The organism is Streptomonospora halophila, from assembly GCF_039542725.1.
Taxonomy (GTDB): domain Bacteria; phylum Actinomycetota; class Actinomycetes; order Streptosporangiales; family Streptosporangiaceae; genus Streptomonospora; species Streptomonospora halophila.
Window position 1 is genome coordinate 1 of sequence record NZ_BAABIK010000036.1, and the last position, 20,901, is coordinate 20,901.

The 20,901-nt window shown below is 74.7% G+C and carries 15 protein-coding genes, 1 rRNA gene and 1 pseudogene; 9 read left to right on the forward strand and 8 right to left on the reverse strand.

What is annotated here, in order from left to right:
• The first annotated feature begins 110 nt into the window (after positions 1-110).
• Both rrf and ABEA15_RS22630 read left to right on the forward strand, forming a co-directional pair.
• A 5S ribosomal RNA gene (gene rrf, locus ABEA15_RS22625) occupies positions 111-228 on the forward strand.
• Between the two features lie 602 nt (positions 229-830).
• Positions 831-4,679 carry a transglycosylase domain-containing protein gene (locus ABEA15_RS22630; protein ID WP_345558881.1) on the forward strand — a complete coding sequence of 1,283 codons (3,849 nt, stop codon included), beginning with the start codon at positions 831-833 and terminating at the stop codon, positions 4,677-4,679.
• Positions 4,680-4,759: 80 nt separating this feature from the next.
• Here the strand turns inward: ABEA15_RS22630 and ABEA15_RS22635 are convergent, their stop codons facing one another.
• Positions 4,760-5,971 (reverse strand): cytochrome P450, encoded by a 1,212-nt coding sequence (locus ABEA15_RS22635; protein WP_345558883.1) that lies wholly within the window; start codon positions 5,969-5,971, stop codon positions 4,760-4,762.
• A 125-nt stretch (positions 5,972-6,096) separates the two neighbouring features.
• Between ABEA15_RS22635 and ABEA15_RS22640 the strand changes: the two genes are divergently transcribed.
• Complete coding sequence (locus ABEA15_RS22640) at positions 6,097-7,221, forward strand: TetR/AcrR family transcriptional regulator (RefSeq protein WP_345558885.1); 1,125 nt, start codon at positions 6,097-6,099, stop codon at positions 7,219-7,221.
• Between the two features lie 562 nt (positions 7,222-7,783).
• Here the strand turns inward: ABEA15_RS22640 and ABEA15_RS22645 are convergent.
• From ABEA15_RS22645 to ABEA15_RS22665, 5 genes and pseudogenes are all read right to left on the reverse strand, one after another.
• Positions 7,784-8,881: a prenyltransferase gene (locus ABEA15_RS22645; RefSeq protein WP_344143540.1), complete on the reverse strand. Its 1,098-nt coding sequence runs from the start codon at positions 8,879-8,881 to the stop codon at positions 7,784-7,786.
• Positions 8,878-9,621 carry a class I SAM-dependent methyltransferase gene (locus ABEA15_RS22650; protein ID WP_345558915.1) on the reverse strand — a complete coding sequence of 248 codons (744 nt, stop codon included), beginning with the start codon at positions 9,619-9,621 and terminating at the stop codon, positions 8,878-8,880. The genes ABEA15_RS22645 and ABEA15_RS22650 overlap by 4 nt, the downstream gene beginning before the upstream one ends.
• Positions 9,622-9,646: 25 nt before the next feature.
• Positions 9,647-10,930: a glycosyltransferase family 4 protein gene (locus tag ABEA15_RS22655; RefSeq protein WP_345558887.1), complete on the reverse strand. Its 1,284-nt coding sequence runs from the start codon at positions 10,928-10,930 to the stop codon at positions 9,647-9,649.
• Positions 10,931-11,244: 314 nt separating this feature from the next.
• The gene (locus ABEA15_RS22660) at positions 11,245-11,796 is read right to left on the reverse strand and encodes an MBL fold metallo-hydrolase (protein ID WP_345558889.1); all 552 of its coding nucleotides are present in this window, start codon (positions 11,794-11,796) and stop codon (positions 11,245-11,247) included.
• 178 nt (positions 11,797-11,974) lie between these two features.
• Positions 11,975-12,394: pseudogene (locus tag ABEA15_RS22665) on the reverse strand (MBL fold metallo-hydrolase); the annotation flags it as partial.
• A 294-nt stretch (positions 12,395-12,688) separates the two neighbouring features.
• On the opposite strand from ABEA15_RS22665, the gene ABEA15_RS22670 reads away from it, so the two are divergent.
• The gene (locus ABEA15_RS22670) at positions 12,689-13,282 is read left to right on the forward strand and encodes a TetR family transcriptional regulator (RefSeq protein ID WP_386699338.1); all 594 of its coding nucleotides are present in this window, start codon (positions 12,689-12,691) and stop codon (positions 13,280-13,282) included.
• Between the two features lie 156 nt (positions 13,283-13,438).
• Here the strand turns inward: ABEA15_RS22670 and ABEA15_RS22675 are convergent, their stop codons facing one another.
• Together ABEA15_RS22675 and nadA are read right to left on the reverse strand one after the other, a co-directional pair.
• Positions 13,439-14,905, reverse strand: a complete 1,467-nt coding sequence (locus ABEA15_RS22675; protein WP_345558891.1) for a hypothetical protein — start codon at positions 14,903-14,905, stop codon at positions 13,439-13,441.
• Between the two features lie 287 nt (positions 14,906-15,192).
• Positions 15,193-16,191 (reverse strand): quinolinate synthase NadA, encoded by a 999-nt coding sequence (gene nadA / locus ABEA15_RS22680; protein ID WP_345558893.1) that lies wholly within the window; start codon positions 16,189-16,191, stop codon positions 15,193-15,195.
• Positions 16,192-16,513: 322 nt separating this feature from the next.
• Here nadA and ABEA15_RS22685 point away from each other — a divergent pair, with 322 nt between their 5' ends.
• The 5 genes from ABEA15_RS22685 (at position 16,514) to ABEA15_RS22705 (ending at position 20,893) form a co-directional block, all read left to right on the forward strand.
• The gene (locus tag ABEA15_RS22685) at positions 16,514-17,170 is read left to right on the forward strand and encodes an NUDIX hydrolase (protein ID WP_344143569.1); all 657 of its coding nucleotides are present in this window, start codon (positions 16,514-16,516) and stop codon (positions 17,168-17,170) included.
• A 350-nt stretch (positions 17,171-17,520) separates the two neighbouring features.
• Entirely contained in the window at positions 17,521-18,174 is a 654-nt protein-coding gene (locus ABEA15_RS22690) for an HAD family hydrolase (RefSeq protein ID WP_345558917.1), read from the forward strand.
• A gap of 109 nt (positions 18,175-18,283) precedes the next feature.
• Positions 18,284-19,435 (forward strand): ABC transporter ATP-binding protein, encoded by a 1,152-nt coding sequence (locus ABEA15_RS22695; RefSeq protein WP_344143534.1) that lies wholly within the window; start codon positions 18,284-18,286, stop codon positions 19,433-19,435.
• Entirely contained in the window at positions 19,428-20,207 is a 780-nt protein-coding gene (locus ABEA15_RS22700; protein WP_425579438.1) for an ABC transporter permease, read from the forward strand. The genes ABEA15_RS22695 and ABEA15_RS22700 overlap by 8 nt, the downstream gene beginning before the upstream one ends.
• The gene (locus ABEA15_RS22705; protein WP_344143533.1) at positions 20,204-20,893 is read left to right on the forward strand and encodes an ABC transporter permease; all 690 of its coding nucleotides are present in this window, start codon (positions 20,204-20,206) and stop codon (positions 20,891-20,893) included. The genes ABEA15_RS22700 and ABEA15_RS22705 overlap by 4 nt, the downstream gene beginning before the upstream one ends.
• The last annotated feature ends 8 nt before the right edge of the window (positions 20,894-20,901 follow it).

The window sequence follows — 20,901 nt, forward strand, 5'->3', positions numbered from 1 at the left end:
TGTCCGCCGTGGATGCTGGGTGCTCGCGCATGCTGTTCTGGTTGCCCTGGCCTGTGTGGTTGGGGGTCCGTTGGTTTTCCTCTGCGCTTGTGGGTGTGGGGGTGTGGTTTTGCGGTGGTGATAGCGGGAGGGTCACACCCGGTCTCATTTCGAACCCGGTCGTTAAGTCTCTTTGCGCCGATGGTACTGCCTTCATGGTGGGGGTGGGAGAGTAGGTTGCTGCCGCATTTTTTGTTGGTGGGGGTGTGGCCCGTTTGTTCGGGTTGCGCCCCCGCCTTTTTTTATGCCCGAAAAGGCCCCGTCCGTCGCGTGGCTCGACGGGTCCGGGGACTCTGGCTGCGCGCGCCGTGCGCGCTATCGCAGAATTTCGGAGTAAGGATTCCCCGCGGTCTCCGATAGATCACGGAAACGCTGGGCGACCGGCACCGGCGAGACGGTCACCCACCGTAGTATTTTGCGGTGTCCGATCGAATCGCCGTCCCCGCCACGGGATTCCGATGGTGGTCGGGGTGATCAGTGCAGGTATCGTGTTGACCAGGTTCGGGCAAGTCCCCCGCCGTGCCGAACCTGCTCACGATACAAGATTGTGCTGAACCGATTCCCCCTGCTTGTGCGTCCTACATAGGACTGCGCCGGGCGAATCGAGAGTGCCAGGGGGCCACCAACTGAGTGATAGCACTAACGGCGACGGCGATGTCACGCCGCGCCATGACGCTGAGACGCCTGATGATGGTCGTACTGCGGGGGACGCAGTGCGCTGGGGGAGTGGCTCCGGTCGCGGTCCCGGCGAGAAGACCGACGATCGCGTGAACCGACCCGATGGTGCTGCAATGATGAACGAGAGTGACGACGACTCCAAGGGGAAGGCGCAGGGCGAGGACCGGCGGGATCCAGGACAGCCCGCCGAGGAGACCCCCGACAAGCAGGCGGGAGCGGCGGGGCCCTCTCCCACCCCTGAGGCCGGCGGCGAGGCCCCCGAGCGCGAGGCCTCTGAGGGCCCGAAAGCCGAAGGCGCCTCCGCAGGCGATGAGGGCACCCCCGCGGAGGGCGGCGGCACGAGCGCCTTCAAGGACAGCGGAAGCTTCTTCCGCGATCGGGTCGCCCGCACATTGGCGGACCAGGGCTTCAACCTGAGGGAAGACGGCACGTGGGGGCCCTCGGAGGCGTCCGCGACCGGTCCCGAGGCCCAGTCTCCCGACGCCCGGTCCGAGGATGCCGGCGAGGCCTCCTCCGGTGCCGAGCGCGCTGAGACGGCAGGCGAGGCCGCCACCGGCGCCGCCGCAAAGCCGAAGCCGGCGGCCGGCGCGGGCGACGACGCGGCTGCGGCCGCCGAGCCCGCGCCCCCCACAGCGCGCGACGAGACCCCCAAGGCCGAGACCCCCAAGACCGCGGCCACCCCCTCGGCCCCGACCCCACCCGGCAAGCCCTCCCCCTCCGCCGCCGGCGAGCCCGACGGCGCGGCAGCCTCTGAGCCGAAGGCGGAACCCGCCCCGCACACCGACCCCGCGTCAGCGCCGTCGGCGGAGTCCTCCGCTTCGCCCGCGTCCTCCGCGTCTGCGGGCGACACCCGCGACACCCGCGCCCCATCGACCGGCGCCGATGAGGCCGCTTCGGACGCAGACGCAGACCGGACCGTAGAGCAGCCGCGGTCCTGGTTCACGCCGCGGGTCGCGTCGCAGGGCCCCGCCGCGGGTGCCGCCGCGGCGGGCACACAGAGCGCCGACGACGCCGCCGCGGTTTCGGACCCGGCCGAGACCGCGTCCGAGACCGAGACCGAGACCGAGTCGACCCTTCCGCACACCCCTTCAGCGCCGAGCGCTCCGCGGGAGGACGACGCCGCCACCGCCGGTCGGCGCGAGTCGCAGTCCTCCGGATCGGCCTCCCCCGCGTCTGCCCCCGAATCCGCCGCCTCCGGCGCGGACAAGGCCACGGCAGCCGATACCCCCGCCGAGTCGCCCGCCGCCCCAGTGGACGCGACGCCTCCCACACCTCCCACACCTCCCACTCGCCCCGCGCCCGGCGCCTCCTCCGCCGCCGCGGAGCAGGACGACGGCCCGCGCCTTCCGCGCTGGGGCGAGTCCACCGCACCGGGCGGCGACGAAGCCGCCCGTCCGCAGTGGTCCCCCTACACGACACCGGACAATCCGAGTGCGGGAGACCGCCCCGCCCCGCCGGGAGACTCCTACTCCGGCGGCGACACGGCTGCGGCATCCGCGCAGGAGCAGCCCGGGAAGCCGGCCGAGCGGTCGGCGCCGGACTCCGCGCCGACCGACAGCGGTTCGGCCTCCGGCCCCGGTGAGCGTGCCGGAGGCGCGGCCGCGGGCTCCGCCGCAGCGGCGGCCGGTGCCGGTTCCGCCGCCGCGGCGGCGCAGGGCCCCGCTGGCCCCGGACCGGAATCGGCCGGCCCCGGCGCCACTCCCGGCCCCGACGCCGCGAGCGGACCGGACTTCGCCGGCCCGCAGGGCCGCAGCCCTTCCGGACCGTCCAGCCCCTCGGGCCCCTCTGGCCCCACGCGCCCCCCGGGCCCCGGCGGGCCGACGCCGCCCGGCGGCAAGGGCGGCGGCGCCCGGCCCCAGGTGCGGAAACCGCTGTGGTGGCGCATGACCCGCGCGTCGCTGGTCGCCTTCGCCGCCTGCGCCGTCCTTGTTCTGGGCGGCTTCGGCATCGCCTACGCGGTCATCGAGGTGCCCGACGTCGCCAAGGAGGCCGCGGTCAACCAGGGGTCGACGTTCTACTACGCCGACGGCGAGACGCAGTTCGCCGAGCGCGGCGTGGACCGCGAGCCCGTCGACTACAAGCAGATCCCCGACCAGGTCCAGGAGGCGGTCATCTCCGCCGAGGACCGCGGCTACTGGGACTCCCCGGGTGTCTCCCTCACCGGCACCGCCCGCGCCGTGTGGTTCACCGTGACCGGTCAGCAGGTGCAGGGCGGCTCCACGATCACCCAGCAGTTCGTCCGCAACTACTTCGAGGGGATCAGCCGGGAGCAGACCATCACCCGCAAGCTCAAGGAGATCATCATCGCCCTCAAGGTCGATCAGTCTCCTGACATGGACAAGCAGTGGGTGATGGAGCAGTACCTGAACACCATCTACTTCGGCCGCAACGCCTACGGCATCCAGTCGGCGGCCCAGGCCTACTACCACAAGGACGTCGGCGACCTCACCGGCGCGGAGTCGGCCTTCCTCGCCGCGGCGATCCAGCAGCCGTCCCTGTACGGCCAGGCCGACAGCAACACCACGCCGCAGATGGAGAGCCGCTGGCAGTACGTGGTCGACGGCATGGTCGAGGGCGGGGCCATCTCCCAGGCCGAGGCCGACAAGATGGAGTTCCCCGAGCCCAAGGCCGAGCGCCCGGCCAACAGCGTCGACCTCAGCGGCTACAAGGGCTACATGCTCCAGCAGGCCATGAAGGAGCTCAAGGACCTCGGCTACAGCGAGGACAACATCAACCGCGGCGGCTACAAGGTCGTGACGACCTTCGACCAGCAGACGATGGAGATGGCGCAGAGCGCGGTCGAGGACACCGTCGACGTGGGCTCGCTGCCCGAGGGCGTCCAGGCCGGGCTGACCGCGGTGGAGCCCTCGACCGGCGAGGTGGTCGGCTTCTACGGCGGCCACGACTACATGAAGAACCAGTACGACAGCGCCTTCAACGGCTCGGCCCAGGCGGGCTCGGCGTTCAAGCCCTACGTGCTGGCGACCGCCCTGGAGCAGGGCTACAGCCTGAACAGCCAGGTGAACGGCAACTCCCCGATCCAGGTCGGGGGCAGCTCCATCAGCAACTACGACCACACCAGCCACGGCCCGACCTCTCTCGTTGAGGCCACCCGGATGTCGCTGAACACCGGCTACGTGCAACTGGCGCAGGAGGTCGGTCCGGAGAGCGTCCGCCAGACCGCGTATGACGTCGGCATCCCCAAGAGCATGATTCAGGACGACCAGGCGGTGCCCGCCATCGCCCTGGGCGTCTCCGACGTGCGGCCGGTGGACCAGGCGACCGGGTTCGCGACGTTCGCCAACGGCGGCGAGCACGTCGAGACCCACGTCATCCGCGAGATCGTCAACAAGGAGGGCGAGAACGAGCGGCCCGAGCCCGAGAGCTCCCAGGCGATCAGCCGGGAGTCGGCCGCCAACGTCAGCTATGCCCTCCAGCAGGTCGTGCAGAGCGGTACCGGTACCTCCGCGGCTCTGCCCGACGGCCGGCCGGTGGCGGGCAAGACCGGGACGACCGACGGCAGCGTCGCCGCCTGGTTCGTCGGCTACACGCCGCAGCTTTCGGCGGCGGTCGGGGTCTACAACGGCAACAACCAGCCGTTCAGCGTTCCGGGGTGGGGCTCGCTGTCGGGCGGCACCCTGCCCGCCGCCATCTGGAACAACTTCATGACCAAGGCGATGGAGGGCAAGGAGGTCGAGCAGTTCCCGGAGCCGAGCTTCGGCGGCGAGGTGCACGACCTCGCCCCCGACCCGCCGCCGTCGCCGGAGCAGACCGAGCAGGCCCAGCCGTCCGCGCCGGCCACGCGGCCCGAGGAGCCGACCGTCCCGACCGAGGTGCCGGAGGATCCGGTGGCGCCCACGGCGCCGCCCGAGACGGCGCCGGAGGAGCCCTCGACGCCGCCGTTCGAACCCGACTTCCCGGACGGCACGGGCGGCGAGGAGAACGCGGCCAACGGGGCGTAGCGAGCCGCGCGCCGGTGCGCCGCCCCGGGTACGGCCCGCCCGCCGGGCCGGTCACCCGGGGAGGCCGTACCGGCGCGGCCTCACAGCATCACCGGGAGCGACCTCAGACGCCATGTCCCGGGGTCGGGGGCACGGTCGGGGCCGTCGCCGGCGGGTGCGAGCGCGGGGTGGCCCAGCAGCAGCGCCTCCAGCGCCGCCTGCGTCTGGACGCGGGCGAGGGATGCGCCGAGGCAGAAGTGCGGCCCGTGCCCGAACCCGAGCTGCTGCGCGCCGTCCCGCGGCCGGGTGACGTCGAGGGTGTCCGGCTCGGCGAAGGCCCGGGGGTCGCGGTTGGCGGCGGCGATCGCGGCGGTGACCGGCTCGCCCCTGCCGACGGCGACGCCGCCGATCTCCGCGTCCTCGCGGGCGAACCGCGGCATCGCCAGTAGCTGGTGCCCGCACCAGCGCATGAGCTCCTCGACCGCGCCCGGCATCAGGCCCGGGTCGCCGCGCAGCGCCGCGAGCTGGTCGGGGTGGGCCAGCAGTTCCGAGACGGCGTTGGCGATGAGGTTGGTGGGCGTCTGCCCGGCCAGCACGATGTTCCAGACCAGGGAGACCATCTCGGTGTCGCTGAGGCGGTCGCCGTCCTCGGCTTGGGCGCGGACGAGGTCGGAGACCAGGTCGTCGCCGGGTTCGGCGCGGCGGGCGGCCACGGCGGCCTTCGCGCTGTCGATGATCGCGGGTACGGCGTCGGCGAAACCCGCGCCCGCTCCGGCCGCGATGACGCCTCCGTAGGCGCGCCAGTGGGGGCGGTCGGCGGCGGGGATGTCGACAAGCTCGCAGATCACCTCGACCGGGAGCGGGCGGGCGAAGTGCTCCATGAGGTCCACCGCACCGTCCTCGGCGTGCTCGGGCAGCCGCTCCAGCAGGGCGGCGACCACAGCCTCGATGCGGGGCCGGAACGCGGCCGCGCGCCGCGGGGTGAACGCCGGAGCGACGAGGCGGCGCAGCCGCAGGTGCTCGGTGCCCTCCATCTCGCCCATGTTGCGCAGGTACGGGCGGTACTCATCGGACACCTCGGGGCGCATGGCGAAGGTGTCGGCGGTCAGCTCGAACCGCGGGTCGTTGAGCATCGCGCGGGCGTCGCCGTGGCGCAGCACCGCCCACATCGGCGCCATGCCGGGTATGAGCAGCCGGGCCAGCGGCGCGTGCTCGCGCGCCGCGCCGTAGGCGGCGAAGGGGTCGGCGATCACGTCGGGGCTGGACAGGTCGATCTCGCAGACGCCGCCGGCGTGCGCGGTGACACCGTTCATCGCTTCTCCGTTCGAGGGGGGCGGACGCACCACCGGAGCGGTGCGTGCAATTTCAGATGATGGCATCATCTGAATGGTGAGCGTACCTTAATTCCGGCCGGAGGGAAGCAGCGAAGGGAGCACGGTTGGCTCGGCTCACCAGGGCGGAGACGCAGCGGCGCAACCGGGCCCGGGTGCTGGACGCCGCGCGCGCGGAGTTCGCCGAGCGCGGCTTCCGCGAGGCCGGGATCGACGCCATCGCCGAACGCGCCGAGCTGACCCGCGGCGCCGTCTACTCCAACTTCCCGGGCAAGCGCGCGCTCTACTTCGAGGTGCTCGCGGAGCTGGCCGAGGAGGTCCCGGCCGTCGGCGGCGCGCCCGTCCGCACCGCCCGCGAGGCCCTGGGCGCGCTCGCCCGCGCCTGGGTCGCCCGCCTGCCGATGGCTACCGACGCCGACGGTCCCGCCGCCCGGATCGACGCCGGCGTGGTCCCCGAGATCCTGGGCGAGGAGTCGGCGCGGCGGGCGTATGCGCAGCTGATGCGGTTCCAGGCCGTCCTGCTGGGGTGCGGGCTGGAGCGGCTGGACCCGCCGGCCGCCGCCGGGGAGCGGCGGGTTCGGCTGGCCGAGACCGTGCTGACGACGCTGCACGGCGCGAGCCGGCTGGCCGCTGCGGCGCCCGGGTTCGGTGAGCCGTTCAACGTCGTGAGCGCCTGCGAACGCCTGGCGGATGCGGACCTGGGCGACCGGTGGGACGGGCCCGCGATCGCGCCCGAGCCGCGCGCGGCCGACGAACCGTGGGCCCCGCCCCCCGCGTTCGACGCGCTGCGCCGCGAACCGGCGCCGCTCGCGGCGGACGGCGTCGTCGCCGTCCTGGGGCTGTACCGGTTCTCCGCCGCCGAGGACGTGCTGCGCGCCGCACCGGAGGGGGCGGAGGCGACCGTGGTCGCGGTGTCGGGCTCACCCGCCGAACTGGGGCCGCTGGCGCGGATGGCCGTGGCCGAGGTCCGGGGCCTGCTGCGCCGGGCCCTGCCGCCCGGGGCGTGGCCGCGGCTGCGCGTGGTCTGCGACGAGTCGGGGGAGGTGGCGGCGGCCGCGGGTGTGGGCCGGCCCGGCGACGCGACCGAGGCGGCGGTGCGCGTGCAGGCGGGCCGGATCACGACCCGCGCCGAAGGGCTGGGTGCCGGGCACGCAGCCGCGGCCGCCTCCCGCGGCCGTGCGCACCGCAGCGAGCGGGAGCGGGGCGGTGGGCGGTCGGCGGGGGCCGGCTGACGCGTGGTCGACGGGTCCGTCCCCAGCGGGCGGCGCACTCGGGCGCGCCCTGCTCCCCGGGGCGCGAAGCGGGCGCCGTGCTGCTGCGGCGCCGCGCGTCGGCGGCGCGGCTGCCGCAGACCGTCGTCGACATGCTCGACACCAGCCGCACGACGCTGCTGTCGGTGCGCGACCCCGAGGTCGAACCCGGCCCGCGGCGCACCCACCGGCTTCTCCAGTGCCGGCGCCGACAGGGCGAGGCCGCCCGAGCGCCGGGCGGTTACGACCACCGGCCACAGCGGCCGGGTGGCGGTGGCGCGCGGCACGTCGCCGATCGCGCTGCCGTAGATGCCGCGCAGGCCGTTCTTCCACGGGGCGCTGCGACAGGGACCGGGGCCGCTCTCGCGCGGCCGGGGAAGGAGCCGGGGCCGGTCCCCCGCCGGCTCACTGCCGACGGGCGAGAACGCGGCGGTGCCGGGGCGCCCGCGGGATGACGGCGACCCCTCGAACACGCCCCCGGCTCCGGTCCGCGGGACCTCCCCCGCGGCCCCGTCCCCGAGCCCGGCGGTCCGAGCACCAGCGGTCAGCCGACCAGGGCGGCGCAGCCGCAGGTGTCGGGGTCGGGGGCTTCCGGGGTCTCGGCGCGGCCGGTGAAGACCTCGGCGCCGGGCGTCGTGCCGCTGATGGCGTCGGCGGCGAGGATGACCGCGGCCGCCGTCCAGGTGCTGCGCTCGACCGGCCAGCGCACCGACTCGGCGAACTGGTAGCCGGTCCAGTAGGCGCCGTCGTCGGGGTCGCGCAGGTGCTGGATGTCGGCGAGGAGCCGCCGCGCGCGGCCGGTCTCGCCCAGCGCGGCCAGCGCCAGGGCCAGCTCCGAGGTCTCCGCCCCGGTGACCCAGGGCTGGTCGCTGACGCAGCGGATGCCCAGCCCGGGGACCACGAAGGTGTCCCACTCCGAGTCGAGCCGCCGGTGCGCGGCCTCGCCGCGGACCGCGCCGCTGATGATGGGGTAGTACCAGTCCATCGAGTAGCGGCTCCGGTCGGCGAAGACCGACTCGTGCTCGGCCATCAGGTGGCCGAGCCGGGACGCGGCCAGCTCCCAGTCGGGCTGGGGGCTGCCCAGCCGCTCGCCGAGTGCGGCGCCGCAGCGCAGCGCGTGGTGGACGCTGGCGCAGGCGGTCAGCAGCGCGTGGTCACCGGGATTTCCGTCGGCGTCGCGCGCCCAGCGGATCTCGCCTCGCTCGGTCCCCAGACCCAGCGCGAACTCGACGCCGGCGCGCACCGTCGGCCACAGATCAGCGGCCGAGCGCTCGTCGCCGGTGACCAGCAGGTGGTGCCAGACGCCGACGGCGGGGTAGGCGGCGTGGTTGGCCTCGCGCAGCGCGCTGGCGGGCTCGTTCTGCCGCAGCTTGGCCGGCCAGGACCCGTCGGGCAGCTGGACGCGGCCGAGCCACTCGTAGGCCCGCAGCGCCGCGGCGGCGTGCCCGGCAGCGGTCAGCGCCATGGCGCATTCGACGTGGTCCCACACGTCGGTGTGGCCGCCGGGGAACCACGGGATGGCGCCGTCGGCGCTCTGGGCGCCCAGCAGGTAGCGCGCGGACAGGGCGGTGTCGGCGGCGGTGAGGACGCCGGGAAGCTCGGGGAGGGGGTGGTCGGGCTCGGAGGAGGTGCCGATGCTCATCCGTTCTTCTCCGCGCGGCCGCGGGGCGGCTTGCGCAGGTAGACGACGACGCTTTTGCCGATCAGGGGGTTGAGGAGGCGTTCGGCGGTGCGGGTGGTGCGGGGGGCCTTCATCATGTCCCACACCAGCATGCGGTGGTAGGCGGAGGCCAGGGGGTGGTCGTCGTCGGACGTGCCCACGGCGCACTTGATCCACCAGTAGGGCGCGTGGAGGGCGTGCGCGTGGTGGTGCGGTCCGACGAAAAAGCCGGCCGCCTTGAGCTTGGCCTCCAGCTCGGCGCGGGTGTAGATGCGGATGTGGCCGCCCTCGTTGGTGTGGTACTCCTCCGACAGCGCCCAGCACAGGCGCTCGGGCAGCCAGCTGGGCACGGTGACGGCGGCCGTCCCGCCGGGCCGCAGCACGCGGTACAGCTCGGCCATGGCCGCAGTGTCGTGCGGGATGTGCTCGAAGACCTCCGAGGCGATGACGCGGTCGAAGGAGCCGTCGTCGAAGGGCATGTCGAGGGCGTCGCCCTTGACCGCCTCGGCCGATGCCCCGCCCTCGGCGGGCACCTCGCCGGCGGTGCGCATGGCGGCGAACATGGCGTCGACCTCGGCCAGGTCGTTCTCGTTCCGGTCGAAGGCGACGATGTCGGCGCCGCGGCGGTACACCTCGAAGGCGTGCCGGCCGCCGCCGCAGCCGAGGTCGAGGACGCGGTCGCCGGGCCCCACGGGCAGCAGGGAGAAGTCGACGGTGATCAGTGCTGGCTCCTTCGGATCGTGCTGGTCACGGGTGAGCGGCGGGCTCGCCGGCGTGACCGCGGGCGGCGTCGATCGCGGCGGTGTAGCGCCGGGCGGTGGCCTCGGCCACGGCCCGCCAGGTGAACCTCTCTTGGACGCGGTTCCAGGCCGCCGCGCCCATGGCCCGGCGGCGGGCGGGGTCGTCGAGCAGGCCGCCGACGGCGGCGGCGAGCTCCTCGGGGTCGCCGGGTTCGGTGAGGAGTGCGGTCTCGCCTTCGGGGCCGACGACCTCGGGTATGGCGCCCGCGCGGCTGGCGACCAGGGGGGTGCCGCTGGCCATGGCCTCCACGGCCGGCAGGGAGAAGCCCTCGTAGAAGGACGGTACGACGGCGACCTCGGCGGATGCCAGCAGTTCGCCGAGTTCGCCGTCGTCGATACCGCTGACGAAGGAGACGCGGTCGCGCAGGCTCAGCTCGTCGACGAGCCGGTCGGTGGGGCCGCCCGGGGTGGGTCTGCTCACGACGGTCAGCGAGACGTCGCGCTCGGTGGCCAGCTTGGCGGTGGCGCGCAGCAGGGTGGCGACGCCCTTGAGCGGGCTGTCGGCGCTGGCCACGCACACCAGGCGGCCGGGGACCCGCTCGGCGGCGGGGCGGGGGTGGAAGCTGCCGGTGTCCACGCCGAGCGGGACGACGTCCACGGCCGAGCGGCGCACGCCGAACTCGCGGACGATGTCCTCGGCGGAGGACCGGGAGGGGACCAGCACGGGGTCGAGGCGGCGGGCGACCCGGCCCTGCATCCCCACGAAGCTGTACCAGCGCCGCTTGCTGATCCGCTGCCAGCCGGTGGCCTGTTCGACCTCGATGCGGCGGTCGACGGTGATGGGGTGATGGATCGTGGTGACCATGGGCAGGCCGGCGGCCCGGATGCCGAGCTGTCCGTAGCCGAGGGTCTGGTTGTCGTGGACGACGTCGAACTCGCCGCGCCGCCGGCGCAGCTCGCGCAGTGCGCGCAGGGAGAAGGTCAGCGGCTCGGGGAACCCGGCCGTCCACATGGTGGCGACCTCCAGCACGTCGATCCAGTCGCGCCATTGGCGCAGCGGGGGCGCTTTGAAGGGGGCGGCGTCGTTGTAGAGGTCGAGGCTGGGGACCTCGTCCAGGCGCACCCCGGCGTCCAGCTGGGGATAGGGCTGGCCGGAGAGGACGGTGACGTCGTGGCCCAGCGCGGCCAGCTCGCGGGAGAGGTGGCGCACATAGACGCCTTGGCCGCCGCAGTGCGGCTTGCTGCGGTAGGAGAGCAGGGCGACGCGCAGTGGGCGGTCGGCGTGCGGCATAGGACTACCCCATCGACAGCGTGGTGGAGGATGGCAGGTGCCCGCGCGGAGCGCGGCGGAGCGGACCCGGGTCCGGGGCGGGGCCGGAACCCGGCGGGCCGGTGCTGCGGGGGCGCGGTGACGCTGGTCGCACCGGCAGGGTCACTGCTTCACCTCGTTCGTCGCTCGCGCGCTCGGCCACCTCTGGTCGCCGGATGGGACCGCCGGAAGGGCGGGTACGATCGCGCGCCCGCATGTTACTCACCAGTTTAAGGCCTGGCTCCGGTGTCCGGGATGGTCGGGCCCGGCCGCGACCGCGAGCGGCGGCGCGGGTATCAGGACCGCCCCGGGGCCTGCGGTGCGGCGGCGTCCGCCGGACGCCAGCGCGGGGGGCCGCCGGCGCCGTCGGCGCGCACCGCCAGCCCGCGCCGCTCCAGCGTCCGCACGTGGGCGGCGGTCTCCGCGGCGGCCATGCGGCGGGAGGCGACCTCCATCCCGTCCCAGCCGCGCTTCCAGGGCAGGCGCGCGCTCAGCTCCCACAGCGTGGCGCCGCCGCCTTCGAGCAGCCGGGCGAGCTCGTCGAGCTTGGCCTCGTGGTGCTCGGCGATCTCGGCGGCGCGCCGGGCGGCGCCGGTGAAGCGGTGCTCGTGGGCGGGCAGCACCCGGGTGTCCTCGGGGGTGTCGGCGAGCTGTGCGAGGGAGGAGAGGTAGTCGCCGAGGGGGTCGCCGCCGTCGTCGGAGCCGTAGAGGCCGATGTTGGGGGTGATGCGCGGAAGCAGGTGGTCGCCGGTGAACAGCCGGTCGGAGTCCGGCAGGTGCAGGCAGATGTGGCCCGGGGTGTGGCCGGGGGTCCACACGGTGCGCAGTCTGCGGCCGGGCAGGTCCACCGGTTCGCCGTCGGAGAGCTCGCGGTCGGGCGGCGCGGGCGGCCTGGAAGAGGGGTGCCGATTCCGCGAGCCGCTCCAGCTCGGCGGGTGTCGCCCCGGCCTCGGCAGCGCGGCGCAGCTGCCGGGCGTGCTGTTCGTCGGCGCCGATGCGGGCGAAGCCGCGGACCAGTTCCGCGTCGGCGCGGTGCATGGCGACCCAGGCGCCGGAGGCCGCGCGCACGCGTCCGGCGAGCCCGGCGTGGTCGGGGTGGAAGTGGGTGACCACAACGCCGTACACGTCGCCGACCGAGGCGCCCGCGGACTCCAGCCCGGCGGTGAGGGCTCCCCAGGAGTCCTCGTGGTTCCATCCCGCGTCGACGAGCACCGGTCCTCGCGGGCTTTCCAGCACGTAGACGAGGGTGTAGCCGAGGGGGTTGCCGGGGATGGGCACGGGCACGCTCCACACGCCCTCGCCCAGATCCTCCACCGGTGGCAGCGGCCGCATGGCATCCTCCTCCTCAACCGAAAAACAGAATCGGATTCTATTCGGGGCGGGGGCGCGAGCGGTCCGCGGGGCGGGTGCGAAGCGGTCGCGGACGCCGACTAGAACACATTCCATTCCGTGTCCGGCTATATCGGTACGGCGCCTGTCGCGCGAGCGTGGATCGGGTCATCTCCGGGTGAAGAGGCCGCATGCCCAGTTGTGGAGGATCGGGCCGGTGGGGGATGCTTGGATAACGTGTTCTTGTAGGGGCGCCGTCCGGCGGCCCGGGCGATGCCTTCCGGGCGAAGCGGCCCGCAGGACCCGCGCCCGGCGCCGACCGGCCGCCGGCTCCGCGCGGGCCGGCGGGTGCGCCGCGCGGACGACGACGATGGGAGATCCGGCGTGGCGGTCCAGCAGGCGGCGATCGGAATGCGGTCCCGGAGTCAGAACCAGCGCCGCAAGCGGATCGTGCAGACGGCCGCGGCCCTGGCGCTGCGCGGCGGCGTCGAGGCGATGCAGATGCGTGCGGTCGCCGAGCGCGCCGGAGTCGCGCTGGGCACCCTCTACCGCTACTTCCCCTCCAAGATGGACCTGGTCGTCGCGGTGGTCACCGAGGAGCTGGACCTGCTGGAGACCAGCATCAGCCGCCGCCCGCCCACGGCCGAGACCGCCGCCGGCCGCGCGGTCGACGTGCTCATGCGGGCCACCCGCGGGCTGATGCGCGAGCCCGAGCTCGCCGACGCGCTGGTGCGCTCGCTCATCATGGCCGAGGCCAAGACCGAGCTGGGCGCCCGCATCACCGACCTCCTCTGGCGCGTGGCCACGGGCGCCGCCGCCGCGGACGGCCAGGACTCCGGCCCGGCGGAGCCGCCCGACCGCACCGACCCCGCCTACGTCCGCGTCGCCTCGCTGGCCAGCGTGTGGGTCTTCGAGGTCCTGGAGCTCCTCAAGGGCGACCGCGGTCTCGACGAGGTCCAGCGCCGCATCGAGATCGCCGCCGAGCCCCTGCTCGCCCACTGCTGAGCCCGCAGGCGGCGCGGCCGTCGACCGCGCCCAGCGGCTCCCGCGGGGGCGCCGGGGCCCGGTCTCCGGCGGCCGTTGGCGGTGCCGAGCCGGTGCTGAGGCACGGCCGGGGCCGGCGAGGGCGACCGTCGTCCGCCTTCGGGGTCACCGGTGCTCTCAGGCGGGCGGGTCGGTGCCGCCGCCGCTGAAGAGGCCGAAGAGACCGTCGAAGAGCCCGGAGATCCCGTCGCCGCCGTCCTCCGACCCGCCGGAGTCCTCCTCGGAGCCGGAGTCTCCGCTGTCCGAGCCGCCCTCCGGCCCTTCCGCCGAGCCGCCGCCCTCGCCCTGCTCCTGACCGCTCCCGCCATCCGGGGCGCCGGCGGTCGGGGAGGGGGCGGCCGCGCCGCCGTCGTCGGAACCGGGCGCGCCGGAGGGATCTCCGCTCGGCCGCGGCTCCGCCGGCGGTGCGCCGTCCGGTTCCTGGGAAGGCGCGACGGAGGTGCCCTCCATCGCCCCGGGGCGGTGCTCCTCCGCTTTCCCCGGGCCGTCGGAGACCGCGGACGCCGCACCGGGCCGCTCCTCGGCGGACGGTACGGCCGCGGGCGCCTCGGCGGGACCGGCCTCGGCGACCGGGCCGCCGGCCCGGCCGCTCACGGCGGCCACCACTCCCCACAGGCAGACCATGACGGCCGCGGCGGCCAGCAGCGCGACGACCGGGACGGGCATCCGCCGCCTTCGGGTGCCCGCGGCGCCGCCGGGACCCGCAAGCGGCTCGGGCTCGGCCCGGGCGGGCACGTCGCCGGTGGTGACGCGGTCCTCCGGAAGCAACGTCGCCCCGGCGTCCGGGTCGGCCGGGTCTTCGCCTGCCGCGGCAAAGGCGTCGGACTCCTTCTCGGCACCCGCCGCACCGCCGGTCGCGGGCGTGCGGTTGCGGTGCAGCGGGAAGCCGTCGTCGCCCAGCGGAGCCAGGGCGTAGGCCGCCGCGCGGCGCTCGGCTCGGGCCAGCGGCGAGGCGCAGTCCTGCAGCACCCGTTCCCGCAGACCCGGCGGCGGGCCGGGGGGTTCGAGCTCGGCGAGCACCGCCCGCACCCCGCGATCGGTCCCGCGGCCTTCCGGCTGCTCGGGTGCCCGGGCATAGCGCGCCAGCTGGTCGGCCGCGTGCAGCACCGCCGTGCGGCACAGCTCCGCGGCGGTCTCGGCGCCCAGGCCCAGCACGCGGGCGATCAGGGGCGTGGGCAGCCCGTGCCTCAGGTACAGCTCCAGCAGCTCGCGGTGGCTGGGCGGCAGCCGCTGCGACAGCCGCACCGCCGCCTGCTCGTTCTCGGTGGTGGCCAGCTCGGCGTAGGGCGATCGGGGCGCGAACCCGCGCCGCCGCGCGGCCGTGCGCACCAGTGCGAACAGCCAGGCGGCGAACTCGCGGTCGTCGCGCAGCGCGTGGATGCGGTCGGCGGCGGCCAGGAACGTCTCGTGCAGCGCGGCCGCCGCGCGGTCGGGCTCGGCGGCGCCGCCGCCCGGACCGACCAGCGACCAGCAGTAGCGGTAGAGCTGGTCGGCGAACAGGTCGTAGCACCGGCCGTAGCCGGCGCCGCCGCGCAGGGCGGCGGCCAGCTCGGCGCCGGGTGCGGCGCTGTGCCGGCCCGCCATGGCGCGCGACGACCGGCCCGGCGGCGCCGGCCGGGCCGCACGTGCTGTGGTTCCCCCCGAAGCCGGGGACTGCGATGTCACGTTCCCTCCCCAAAGCGCGACACGCACCGGCCGGTGATGCCCGCATCGGGGCGATAGGCCGGAGTTGTCCGGTAACGCTAGCGATCCAGGTGGAACGTTGTCCGGTACATTGGACAGTTATAGCGCGAAGGTAAGTCTTTTGTTACCGATTTCGGTGGCACGGGCTCCGCTCCGCCCCGAAAAAACTCCGGGACGCGAGCGCGCGCTCACTCCCTGCCGCGCGAGGGCGTGCCGATGGCGACCATCCGCTCCACCGAGCGGCGCGCCTTGGCCGCGGTGTCGTCGTCCACGCGGATCTCGCCCGTGCCGTCGCGCAGCGTCGCGAGCAGCTTCTCGGCGGTGATCATCTTCATGTAGTGGCACTCGGCGCGCGGGTTGACCGGCTCGAAGGCCGTGACGGGGTTGGCGGCGCGCAGTTGGTGCAGCATGCCGGTCTCGGTGGCGATGAGGACCTTGTCCGCCTTCGACTCCTCCGCGGCGCTGAGCATGCCGCCGGTGGAGAGCACCTTGACGCGGTCCTGGGGCACGGCGCCCGAGCCCACCAGGTACAGCGCCGAGGTGGCGCAGCCGCACTCGGGGTGCACGTACAGCTCGGCGTCGGGCTCGGCGGCCACCCGCTCGCGCAGGGTGTGGCCGTCGATGCCGGCGTGCACGTGGCACTCGCCCATCCACACGTGGATGTTCTCGCGGCCGGTGACCCGCTTGACGTGGGCGCCCAGGAACTGGTCGGGCAGGAACAGGATCTCCCGGTCCTCGGGGACGGAGCGGACGACGTCGGCCGCGTTGGAGGAGGTGCAGCAGATGTCGGTCTCGGCCTTCACCGCCGCGGAGGTGTTGACGTAGGCCACCACGACGGCGCCGGGGTGCTCGGCGCGCCAGGCGCGCACGTCCTCGGCCGTGACGGTGTCGGCCAGCGAGCAGCCGGCCGCGAGGTCGGGCAGCAGGACGGTCTTCTCCGGCGAGAGGATCTTGGCGGTCTCGGCCATGAAGTGGACGCCGCAGAAGACGATGGTGCTCGCGTCGACCTCGGCGGCCAGGCGCGAGAGCGCGAGGGAGTCGCCGGTGTGGTCGGCGACGTCCTGGATCTCGGGCCGCTGGTAGTTGTGCGCGAGGATGACCGCGTCGCGGCTCTCGGCGAGCCTGCGGACCTCGGCGGCCCAGTCCTGGGAGAGCGTGGTGTCTGCTGCGGCGGGGGCGGTAGCCATGTCCGTGTTCTTCCTTCGAGAGACGGGCCCGGTGGTCCGGTGCCCGGAGGTCGCCGGCTCTCGTGCCGGCTGCGGCGATCGGGCCGCATCCGGTTTTTGTCTTGCAGGCAAAAACTCATGACACTCTAACATGGGGAGTCATGGCGGCGACAGGGGAAGTGAGCGCGACCACACTGGTACGACCCGCGGGGGCGCCCGCGAGCGGCGGCGCGGCCGGGAGGGCGCACCGGTGAGCGGCGCCGAGACCGAGCAGCAGGCGGCCCTCGCACGGTCGGACCCGGCGGCCGGCGGCGCGCCGGTCGGTGCACCGGCCGGCCACGAGGTGCTGGCCGTCGTCTTCCAGATCCGCGCCGACCGGCTGTGCGTGCTGCTGTGGCGGCGGGCGCGACCGCCCTACGAGGGGCACTGGGTGCTACCCGGCGGACGGCTGGGCGGCGCCGAAGGGCTGGACGCCTCCATCCGCCGCCAGCTGGCACAGAAGGTCGACGTACGCGACCTCACCCACCTGGAGCAGCTGGAGACACGCGGCGACCCCGGCCGCCACCCCCAGGGGCGGATACTGGCCACCGCCTACCTCGGTCTCGTGCCCGCCGACATCGACCCGGTGGTGCCCGAGGACACCAGCTGGCACCCGGCCGCGGAGCTGCCCGAGATGGGCTTCGACCACGCCGCGATCGTGCACTCCGGGCGCCGCCGGCTGCGCGCCAAGCTGTCCTACACCAACGTCGGCTTCGCGCTCGCGCCGCCGGAGTTCACCGTCTCGCAGCTGTCGCGCTACTACCGCGCCGCGCTGGGCCACGACGTCGCGGCCACCAACCTGCGCCGCGTGCTGCTGCGCCGCGGCCAGATCGAGGAGACGGGCGGCTTCGTGCCCTCCGGGCGCTCGGGCGGCCGCCCGGCGGCCCTGTTCCGCTTCCGCGTCCGCCGCCTGGAGATCACCGACGCCTTCGCGGTTCTGCGCCCGCCCGCGGGCGGGTAGGGCGTGTTCGGCGGGGTCCGTCCGAGGCGGGCGGCGCACCAGGTGCGCCCCGCGCCCCAGGCGCTGTTTCATCCGGCGCGGGGCGCTGCGAGGGGGAGCGGTGCCGCTCCCGCACGGCCGGGGAGGGAGTCGGGGGGGGGCCGGCCGACCGGTGAGAACGCACGGGAGCGGCGCCGGGGAGCCGCGCTGGAGGACGGCGACCCGTCGGACACGCCCTGCACCCGGCCTCGCTCGGCGCCGGAACGGTGCGGGCGGCCTGCGGCGCGGGCCGGTCCAGGCGGCCGGGGCCGCCTGCGGCGACGGCGCCCCCGGTGGTGTCGGTGCCCCGTGTTAGCGTCCTTTTCGTGAAGATTCGCAGTGTCGTGCTCGACGTGGGCGAGACCCTCGTCGACGAAACCCGCATCTTCGAGCGGTGGGCCGACCGCCTCGGGGTCCCGCGGCTCGCCTTCTTCGGCCTCATGGGCGCCGTGCTCGCCGAGGACCGACCGTTGATGGACGCGTTCCGCCTGGTCAAACCCGGATTCGACCTCGACGTCGAGTCCGCAGCCTGGCTGGCCGACGAACCCGGGTCGCTGCGCGAGAACTTCGACGCCGACGACCTCTACGCCGACGTCCGCCCCGCGCTGTCCGAGCTGCGCGCGATGGGCCTGAGCGTGGTCGTCGCCGGCAACCAGCCCTCCGCCGCCGGGCCGTCCCTGGCGGCGATGGACCTGCCCGCCGACCGGATCCACGTCTCCGAGGACTGGGGCGTGTCCAAGCCCGACCCCGCCTTCTTCGCGCGGGTCGTAGACGCCGCCGGCGCCACCCCCGCCGAGGTCCTCTACGTCGGCGACCGCCTCGACAACGACGTGCTGCCCGCCAAGCGGGCCGGGCTGCGCGCGGCCCTGCTGCGCCGCGGGATGCTCGGCTACCTGCACGCCGGGCGGCCCGAGGCCCGTCAGGCCGACACCGTTCTCGACGGCCTGGCCGACCTGCCCGGCTGGATCGCCGACCAGGCCGACTGAGCCGCCGCCGACTCCCGCGCCCGCGCAGTTTGGCCCGTACCGGGCCGGGTACACGCAAGCGAACGACGGACCGGCGTGCGACGCCCCGAGGAGAGACAGCACCGAGCAGATGATCACCTTCGAGGGCGTGAGCAAGCGTTACCCCGACGGCACCGTCGCCGTCGACGACCTCGACCTCACCGTGCCCACCGGGCACACCACGGTCCTGGTCGGATCCTCCGGCAGCGGCAAGACCACCGCGCTGCGGATGATCAACCGCTTGGTCGAGCCCACCGCCGGCACCGTGGCCATCGACGGGAGCGACGTCCGCGGCCAGGACCCGCCCGTCCTGCGCCGATCCATCGGCTACGTCATCCAGCAGGCCGGGCTGTTCCCGCACCGCACGGTCGCCGACAACATCGCCACCGTCCCCCAGCTGCTGGGCTGGTCCAAGCGGCGGGCGCGCGAGCGCTCCCGCGAGCTCATGGAGCTGGTCGGCCTCGAACCCGCCCACGCCGCCCGCTACCCCCACCAGCTCTCCGGCGGCCAGCAGCAGCGCGTGGGCGTGGCCCGCGCCCTGGCCGCCGATCCGCCGATCCTGCTGATGGACGAGCCCTTCAGCGCCGTCGACCCCGTCGTGCGCGCGGGGCTCCAGGACGAGCTGCTGAGGCTGCAGGCCGAGCTGCGCAAGACCGTGGTCTTCGTCACCCACGACATCGAGGAGGCGGTGAAGCTGGGCGACAGCATCGCGGTCCTGCGCCCCGGTGGCCGCCTGGCCCAGGTCGACAGCCCCGAGCGGCTGCTGGCCGACCCCGCCGACGACTTCGTCGAGGCCTTCGTGGGCTACGACCGGGGAGTCCGCCGGCTGTCCTTCTTCCCCGCCCGCGACCTCCCGCTGCGCAGCGACGTCATCCTCAGCGAGGGCGCGACCGCCGCCGGCGCCCGCGAGGTCGCCCGCACCACCGGCGAACCCTGGCTGCTGGTGGTCGACTCCCGGCGCCGCCCGCTGGGCTGGGCCTCGGCCGACGTGCTGGCCGCGGCCGCCGACGACCGCGACGTCGCCAAGCTCGACCTGGTGGGCTACGGGCACATCTTCACCGTCTCCACCGACTCGCTGCGGGCCGCGCTCGACGCCGCCGTCCTCTCCCCGGCCGGACGCGCGGTCGGCGTTGCCGACGACGGCACGGTGCTGGGCGCCGTCGCCCAGACCGAGCTGGGCTCGGCGATCTGGGCCGCGGGCAGCGACGACGACCACTCCGGCGCGGAGGACGGCCGTGGCTGAGTCCGTGCGGGCCGCCGCCGGCTCCGCCGAACCCCTGTGGGGCTGGGCGGTGCAGAGCTGGCAGTGGGGTTGGAGCAACCTCGACGACCCGGTCGGGCCGATGCTGGCCGAGCACGTGCTGCTCTCCTACGCCTCGGTGCTCATCGGGCTGGCCCTGGCAATCCCGCTCGGCGTACTCAGCGTCCGCTACCGCGTCGTCTACCCGCCGGTGCTCAGCGGGGTGAACGCGCTCTACGCCGTCCCGTCGCTGGCGCTGTTCTTCCTGCTGCTGCCCTACACCGCGTTCACGCCGTGGACGGCCATCATCCCGCTGGCGCTGTACACGCTGGCGATCCTGGTGCCCAACGTCGTCGACGGCCTGAACCAGGTGCCCGACCACGTGCGCCAGGCCGCGGTGGCCATGGGCTTCGGCCCGCTGCGCCGGCTGCTGCGCGTGGAGCTCCCCGTGGCCGTCCCCGTGATCATCGCGGGCCTGCGGGTGGCCGCCGTGGCCACCATCAGCATGGTCAGCGTCGCGTCCCTGGTGGGCCTGGGCGGACTCGGCGGCGTCATCCTGACCTACGGCTTCGCGCGCGACTTCGCCGCACCCGTGGTGGTGGGGATCGCGCTGTCGGTCGCGCTCGCCTTCGCGACCGACGGCCTGCTGGTGCTGGCCCAGCGCGCGCTGACGCCCTGGGCCCGCGACCGCGGCCCCGCCCGGCGCGGCGGCCGGACCGCGCGGCGCCGGACCTCCGGGACGGCCGCCCGAGCCGGAGAGGAGGCGGCGGCGTGAACATCGCCTCCGAGGTGGCGTCCTGGTTCGCCCAGCCGCAGAACTGGAGCGGGTCCGGCGGTATCCCGGTCCGCTTCGCCGAGCACGTCTACTACTCGGTGCTGGCGCTGCTGGCAGCCGCCGCGATCGCGGTCCCCGTCGGCCTGCTGACCGGACACACCGGCCGCGGCGGGTTCCTGGCCATCAGCCTGGCCAACTTCGCCCGCGCGCTGCCCACCATCGGCGTGCTCACCCTGGTGGTGCTGGGCATGGGCCTGGGGCTGGTCCCGGTGCTGGTGGCGCTGGTGGCCCTGGCCGTGCCGCCGATCCTGGTCAACACCTACGAGGGCGTGCGCGGTGTCGATCCGCAGGTCACCGACGCCGCCCGGGGCATGGGCATGCGCGGCGGCGAGGTCCTGGCCCGGCTGGAGGTGCCCATGGCCATGCCGCTGATCCTGCTCGGGCTGCGCACCGCCGCCATCCAGGTCGTCTCGACCGCCACCATCGCCGCCTACGTGGGCATCGGCGGCCTGGGGCGGTTCATCGTCGACGGCCAGTCCCAGCAGCGCATCGAGCAGATCCTGGGCGGCGCGCTGCTGGTGGTGGTGCTGGCGCTGGCGGTGACCGGGCTGTTCACGCTGCTGCGCCGCTGGGTGGTGGCGCCGGGGCTGCGCCGGCGCGCCGCCGCGTCCTCCGCAGCCTCCTGAAACGGGGC

Coding starts and splice junctions, on each gene's coding strand:
- ABEA15_RS22630 (WP_345558881.1), top strand. CDS start 831: ATGATGAACGAGAGTGACGACGACTCCAAGGGGAAGGCGCAGGGCGAG.
- ABEA15_RS22635 (WP_345558883.1), bottom strand. CDS start 5,971: ATGAACGGTGTCACCGCGCACGCCGGCGGCGTCTGCGAGATCGACCTG.
- ABEA15_RS22645 (WP_344143540.1), bottom strand. CDS start 8,881: ATGAGCATCGGCACCTCCTCCGAGCCCGACCACCCCCTCCCCGAGCTT.
- ABEA15_RS22655 (WP_345558887.1), bottom strand. CDS start 10,930: ATGCCGCACGCCGACCGCCCACTGCGCGTCGCCCTGCTCTCCTACCGC.
- ABEA15_RS22670 (WP_386699338.1), top strand. CDS start 12,689: ATGCGGTCCCGGAGTCAGAACCAGCGCCGCAAGCGGATCGTGCAGACG.
- ABEA15_RS22675 (WP_345558891.1), bottom strand. CDS start 14,905: ATGGCGGGCCGGCACAGCGCCGCACCCGGCGCCGAGCTGGCCGCCGCC.
- nadA (WP_345558893.1), bottom strand. CDS start 16,191: ATGGCTACCGCCCCCGCCGCAGCAGACACCACGCTCTCCCAGGACTGG.
- ABEA15_RS22695 (WP_344143534.1), top strand. CDS start 18,284: ATGATCACCTTCGAGGGCGTGAGCAAGCGTTACCCCGACGGCACCGTC.